Below are 7,464 nucleotides of genomic sequence, written 5' to 3' on the forward strand. Positions count from 1 at the left end.
TTGACCAGCAGACCAACTAAAATGATATAATTTTCATGAAACATATTTTTACAGTATTTGCTGTTTTTATAGGTTTTTGTACTTTTTCTCAAACACAAAAAGGAATTGTTATTGACGAATACGGAAATGCGATTGGAAATGCTTTTATCATGAATCCAATCACCGAATCCCATTCGCATACTGATGATTCGGGGGAATTTACAATTGAGGAAACCAATGTTGGTGATGTTTTAAGAATTACCGCTTTAGGATTTAAAATAAAAAATCATGTTGTCATTGATGGCGAGAATAAAATTATATTGGCTGATGGTGTTTTGAAACTAAATGATGTTGTCATTCAGCACAAACTTTCGGCGATGAATCTAATTTCGAAAATAGATTTACAGACTTCACCGGTGAATACTTCTCAGGAAATTTTGCAAAAAGTACCCGGATTGTTCATTGGTCAGCATGCAGGCGGAGGTAAGAGCGAACAAATGTTTTTAAGAGGTTTTGATATCGATCACGGGACTGATGTAGCCATTTCAGTAGATGGAATGCCAATAAATATGGTTTCGCATGCGCATGGTCAGGGTTATGCCGACTTGCATTTTGTAATTCCGGAAACAGTAGACAAAATAGATTATGGCAAAGGAACGTATTATGCCAATAAAGGCGATTTTGCCACAGCTGGATACGTAGGTTTTCAAACTAAAGAAAAACTTGATTACAGTAGTATCAGTGTAGAGGCAGGACAGTTTAATATGAAACGTACAGTAGGTTTGTTTAATCTTTTGGACAATACTAAGAATCAAAGAGCTTACATTGCCACAGAATATTTTTTGACCGATGGACCTTTTGAATCTCCTCAAAATTTCAATCGTATTAACTTGTTGGGAAAATATACTTATTTGTTAGGACTGAATAGCAAATTTTCGATTTCGGCATCGCATTTTTCTAGTAAGTGGGATGCTTCCGGGCAAATTCCGCAGCGATTAGTAGATGATGGGACTATTTCCCGATTTGGTGCTGTCGATGATACCGAGGGAGGAAACACTTCCAGAAGTAATATCATTGCTTCTTTGGTAAAACCAATAGACAAAAATACCTTTGTAAAAGTCAATACTTTTTTTAGCAAGTATGCATTGGAGTTGTATTCTAATTTTACTTTTTTCTTGAAGGATCCGGTTAACGGAGATCAAATCAGGCAAAAAGAGAGCAGAATGCTTTATGGAATGAATGCCGAAATCAATAAAAAAATTAAAAATAATATTTGGGATATTAATTACCAACTAGGACTTGGTTTTAGATCCGATGCTACAAAAGACAGTGAATTGTCCCATACGTTGAGCAGAAAAACAACTTTGGAGCATATTAAATTAGGGGATATCGACGAAAGCAATCAATATGTGTATTTGAATTCAGAATTTGTTTTTGGGAAATGGATGATTAATCCGGGCTTGCGTTTCGACTATTTTAAATTTAATTATCAGGATAAACTAAGTGATACCTATACGAATCAATCGGAAAGTGAAGTGAAATTTTCTCCAAAATTGAATTTTATTTATTCTTACAATAACAATTTGCAGTTTTTTTTAAAATCAGGAATGGGCTTTCATTCGAATGATACCCGCGTTGTGGTTGCGAATAACGGATATAAAACATTGCCAACAGCTATTGGGACTGATATTGGGACAATTTGGAAACCTTCTCATAATTTAATTATCAATTCGGCTTTGTGGTACATGTACCTGCAACAGGAATTTGTGTATTCCGGCGATGGAGGAACCATTGAGCCAAGTGGAAGAACTAAAAGAATGGGAGCCGATTTTGGAATCCGCTATCATTTAAATGAGATTTTTTATATTTATTCGGATGCCAATTATACTTTTGCCAGAAGCATTGATGAACCGAAAGGACGGGATTATGTTCCGTTATCGCCTGATTTTACTACAGCAGGAGGGATAAGTTTTCAAAATTGGCACCGTTTTTCAGGAGGAATTCGTTACCGTTACATTAAAAATCGTCCTGCTAACGAAGATAATTCTATTGTTGCCGAAGGTTATTTTGTGACCGATATGAATTTGAATTATGATTTGAAAAATGTTAGTTTTGGTATATCCATTCAAAACTTATTTAATACCGAATGGAACGAAACCCAATTTGCAACTGAATCAAGATTAAAAAACGAAGTTAGTCCTGTTGATGAAATTCATTTTACTCCGGGAACACCTTTTAATTTAAAAGCTAAAATTACCTATCGATTCTAAAAGGTACAGTTTTTGTTTGCTTTTTTAGCAGTTAAAAAGAATTGATTTGATTAATTTTATCAAAAAAGAAACCTATGAAAAAAATTGTATTTAGCCTTTGTACCGCATTATTGTTTTTAAGTGGAAATATTGAGGCACAGAGTAAAAAAGCAGATAAAGTAAAAATAGTAAAAAAAGAAAAAGCAGTGGATACCCAAAGTATTTATCAGTTTAAAGTTGAGGATTTATCAGGAGAAACATTTGATTTCTCGAAATTAAAGGGCAAAAAAGTATTGATTGTCAATACGGCTTCCAAATGTGGGTATACGCCACAATACGAACAATTAGAAGCGATTTATAAAGAATACAAAGACAAAGGTTTTACAATTGTGGGTTTTCCTGCGAACAATTTTAACGGACAGGAGCCGGGAACTAATGCTGAAATTGCCAGTTTTTGCAAATTAAACTATGGGGTTACTTTTCCAATGATGGCAAAAATTTCAGTAAAAGGAGAAGATATGAGTCCGATATATAAGTTTTTAACACAAAAAGAAAAAAACGGAGTGAAAGATTCGGAAGTAAAATGGAATTTTCAAAAATACCTGATTGACGAAAAAGGACATTTAGTAGAAGTCTATTATTCTAAAACCAAGCCTGATGCTCCGGAAATTGTAAACTGGATTAAACAATAATTGATTTTAAATTATATCTAAAAAGCGATTTTTAATTGAATTTAGAAATCGCTTTTTTGTTTATATTCAGATATACAAAATAGTATGATTTTAATATAAATTATTTACATTATAATACAAATAATTTATACTAAACTAATGGCATCTTTGTATCTTTGATTTTTTTTGAAATAAAAACAATGATTTATCCCAAAAAACCTTTAGCGCAAAGCATTCTTCAGATTTGTTTAGCCAAAGGAATCGTCGATATTGTCATTTCTCCAGGTTCCAGAAATGCACCACTAACAATTGGTTTTGCCAATAATCCTGATTTTAATTGTTATAGTATTGCTGATGAGCGTTGTGCGGCATTTTTTGCTATGGGTATTGCGCAACAAATCAAGCGTCCGGTAGCCGTAGTTTGTACTTCGGGTTCGGCATTATTGAATTATTATCCCGCTATTGCCGAAGCTTTTTACAGTCAGATTCCTTTGATTGTTATTTCGGCAGACCGACCACAAAGTAAAATTGATATTGGCGACGGACAAACCATCCGTCAGGAAAATGTTTTTGAAAATCATTCGCTGTACAATGCTAATTTAACCGAAGAAGCCTCAAAAGAAAATGACCATAAAGTCAACGAAGCCATAGATATAGCCTTTTATAAAAAAGGTCCGGTACATATCAACGCGCCTTTTGAAGAGCCTTTGTACGAAACAGTGTCGGAGCTTACGGTTGATGTGATGGTCAATCATTTTGCCAGTTTGAATTCGATGAAGACATTGGAAGATTTAGCCCCTTTTGTCGAAATATGGAATCAATCCACGAAGAAATTAATCTTAGTAGGCACCAATGATCCCTATTTAATTTCGAATGAAATCATTCAAACTTTAGCCAAAGACGAATCGGTTGTGGTGATGACCGAAACGACTTCTAATTTGCATCATCCTGATTTTATTTCGAATATTGATACGATCATTACACCATTTACTGAAAGTGATTTTGAGGATTTTTGTCCGGAAATTTTAATCACTTTTGGAGGAATGATTGTTTCTAAACGTATCAAAGCTTTTTTACGCAAATATCAACCCAAAGAACATTGGCACATCGATTCCTTACGTGCTTATGATACTTTTGATGCTTTGACTAAGCATTTTGAAGTCAATCCTAATACTTTTTTCGAATCATTTTTGCCTTTGACTAAAGCGGTTAAAAGTGATTATTTTTCAAAAGCTTCAGAGTTAAAAGTTTTAAGAAAAGAAAAACAACAGTACTATTTAAGCAAAATTCCATTCTCGGATTTTCTGGTTTTTGATACGATTATTAAAAGTTTACTACAACATTCGCAGTTGCAAATCAGTAACAGTTCGGCAATCCGTTATGCGCAATTAATAGAAATTGATCCTTCAATTGAAGTGTTTTGCAACCGTGGTACCAGTGGAATTGACGGCAGTACATCAACGGCTATCGGGGCGGCGGTTGCAAGTAAAAAGCCAACGGTATTTATTACTGGTGATGTGAGTTTTTTATACGATAGTAATGCCTTGTGGAATGCCTATATTCCAGAAAATTTCAAAATCATTTTGATTAATAATGGAGGCGGAGGAATTTTCCGGATTTTACCGGGGCATGAAGAAAATCCTGTTTTTAATACTTTTTTCGAAACTTCACACCAACTTACAGCGGAACATTTAGCTAAAATGTACGGATTGAATTATTTCAAAGCTAGCGATGAAAAAAGTTTAGAAAGTGGTTTGAATCAGTTGTATGCGAATAACAATCAACCATCTATTTTAGAAATTTTCACCCCAACCACAGAAAATGATACTATTTTAAAACAGTTTTTTAAAGAGTTGGTTTAAAAATTGAAATCGCTGACTGATTTTTAACAGTTAGTTGATAGTTTATAGCAATATCGGGAATCTTAAGAATATTAATTTCTATAGATTTCCGATATTTTTTTTGTCTACTTTTTAAAGATCCAGATTGTTTTGTGGTACGAGTTTAAAGTTTTTCTTAAAAAATTAAAGTTAATTTTGTAGTGTTTGGCTTAATAATTGCAAGTGTTTTTTTGTGGTTTTTAAGAATATACGTTTTTGGTTTAAATGCTGTATTGGGTAATTGGTAGTTATTCTTATTCTTTTTTAGTTCATCATTAAATTAACGTATATGATTAAAGAAGCTATTTGTTGCCAAAAACAAGCTTTGTTTTGTTTTCTCTATTTGTTTTTATTTCCGATTTTCGTTCAGGCACAGGATACTAAATCCATTTCTGATATCGAAAAAATCTACCTGCACACGGACAGAAGTACTTATTTTATGGGCGAGGATTTATGGTATAAGGCCTATGTGGTAAGGGCAACCAATAATTTATTGTTTGATTTAAGTGGAATTTTGTACGTCGAATTGATTTCGCCGGAAGCCAAAATTATTGCCCGTAATAAAACCAAATTAACAATTGGCTTAGGAAATGGTGACTTTCACTTGGCTGATTCTGTTGGAGTGAAACCAGGGAAATATCAATTAAGAGCTTATACGAATTGGAATCGGAATTTTGGAAATGATTTTGTGTTTACCAAAGATATTGAAATCATCGATGTTTTTGAATCGAAAGAAAACACAAAAGTTGCTCAAAAATCGATTTTGGAAACTAAAAAATCGAATAGTGAAGTAGCCAAACAAAATCCTTACAAAATAGATTTTTTCCCCGAAGGTGGTTCGCTTATAGAAAATGTAGCCAGTGTAATCGGTTTTAAAGCCGTAGATGCTAACGGAAAACCAATAAATATTAAAGGCGAAATTTATGATTCGGATAATGAGTTAGTCAGTGCTTTTGAAAGTGTACATGATGGCATGGGAAAAACACAATTGCTACTCATTGAAGGCAAAAGTTATTATGCGAAAATGAAAACCGAAAGCGGATTTGAATTCCAACAGGATTTCCCAAAACCATTAAAATTGGGTTATACTTTAAGTTATCGCAATTTTAAAGGGAAAAATATTGTAAGTATTAGTACCAATTCCGAAACTTTAGCCCAAAATCCAAATGCAACATTTAAAATTGTTTGCAAATCCAGAGGAGTTTCCTTTTTAGAAACTACGCAAAATTTAATCGAAACCAGTTTGTCTTTTGAAATCCCAAAAGACAAAATTTCGGACGGTATCAGCCAAATTACTTTATTTGATGCAACCAATAAACCTCAAAGTGAACGCTTGGTTTATTTTGAGAAAGATAAAGATTTAGAAGTAGAGCTTTCTACTGATAAGAGTACTTACGAACCTGACGAAAAGGCTGTTGTTTCTGTTTCTTCTAAATTGAAATCCGGAGAAGGAAAATCAGCGAGTTTTTCATTGAGTGTTACCGATACAAATGGTATAGAAGATGATGCTTACGAATCAAACATTTGTTCTTATTTTCTAATGGAATCAGATATAAGAGGAAAAGTACATCATCCGGGCTACTATTTTGATACGCGAAATCCGAAACGTTTAGAACATTTAGATAATTTATTGTTAACGCAAGGATGGCGGGATTTTGTTTGGAAAACTATACCCCAAGTTGACAAATCTAATCTTTATAAAGAAGAAAAAGGAATCACAATTTCCGGCAGAGTGAAACAGCTTTTTGCTGACAAACCATTAGTAAATAATAATGTGACTTTGGCTTTAATGGGAAAAAAGAGTAACGGAATTTTCAGTGCCGTGACCGATTCTATTGGACGTTTTCAATTTGAAAATCTGGAATTTTCCGGAAAAACAAAAATGTATTTGAATACACGGGATAAAAAAGGGAAATTCAAAGGCGAAATGCTTTTGGATTCTATCGAACGTTCACCGATGAATGTTTCGTTGCAAAAAAAGGATATTGATTTATCAGAACCAACCAATACATTGGCAGAAAATGTTTTGAAAAAATTAACTGCTTTTGGTGTTAAACCAGAGAATGTTTTGAAAGAGGTGGCTATTAGATCTTCTTCGATAAAAACTGAAACAGCTATGATGGTAGCTAGTAATGGCAATTATGGATTTGCTGATTTTAGTTATATTGGAGATGAAGACACTAATTCATATAGTAATATTTATGAGCTTATTTCACAAAAAATTCCACATGTTAGGATTGAAGAAGATTCTTTTGTTGTCGATGCACCAATAATTTTAGTCGATGGTTATAGAATTTTTGAGAAGTCTCAATTAGATGTAATTATACCTACTGATGTATTAAGAATTGATTCTGTAAAAGGGGCTCAAGTAGCTTTGTTTCAAGGTTCCCAAGCAGGTAATGGAGTTATTATAGCAATTTATACAAATAAAAATACAGGTAATAAGCTTAAACAAACACCTAATCAATCTATTAAAAAAGAAATAGTAGGCTTTTACACCGCTCGTGTTTTTTATTCGCCAGATCCTGAAAAACCTAATACAGAGTTGGATAAAAATGCAGCTATAAGAAATACTATTTATTGGAATCCTTATGTACATCCTGACAAAGCAGGAAGTACAAGTGTAGAATTTTATAATTCGAAAGTAGTAACCAAAGTAAAAGTAGCTCTGGAAGGAATTACAGG

The 7,464-nt window shown here is 33.3% G+C and carries 4 protein-coding genes; all 4 read left to right on the forward strand.

What is annotated here, in order from left to right; all coding sequences use genetic code 11:
• Positions 1-35: 35 nt before the first annotated feature.
• Positions 36-2,249 carry a TonB-dependent receptor gene (locus tag H599_RS0111205; protein WP_026714221.1) on the forward strand — a complete coding sequence of 738 codons (2,214 nt, stop codon included), beginning with the start codon at positions 36-38 and terminating at the stop codon, positions 2,247-2,249.
• 74 nt (positions 2,250-2,323) lie between these two features.
• Positions 2,324-2,920: a glutathione peroxidase gene (locus H599_RS0111210; protein ID WP_026714222.1), complete on the forward strand. Its 597-nt coding sequence runs from the start codon at positions 2,324-2,326 to the stop codon at positions 2,918-2,920.
• A 179-nt stretch (positions 2,921-3,099) separates the two neighbouring features.
• Positions 3,100-4,761, forward strand: a complete 1,662-nt coding sequence (gene menD, locus H599_RS0111215) for a 2-succinyl-5-enolpyruvyl-6-hydroxy-3-cyclohexene-1-carboxylic-acid synthase (protein WP_026714223.1) — start codon at positions 3,100-3,102, stop codon at positions 4,759-4,761.
• 307 nt (positions 4,762-5,068) lie between these two features.
• Positions 5,069-7,464: alpha-2-macroglobulin family protein (locus H599_RS0111220; RefSeq protein ID WP_026714224.1), on the forward strand; the 2,396-nt coding region annotated here is incomplete at its 3' end.

The sequence above is a fragment of the Flavobacterium daejeonense DSM 17708 genome (assembly GCF_000425425.1).
In the GTDB taxonomy this organism is placed as follows: Bacteria; Bacteroidota; Bacteroidia; order Flavobacteriales; family Flavobacteriaceae; genus Flavobacterium; species Flavobacterium daejeonense.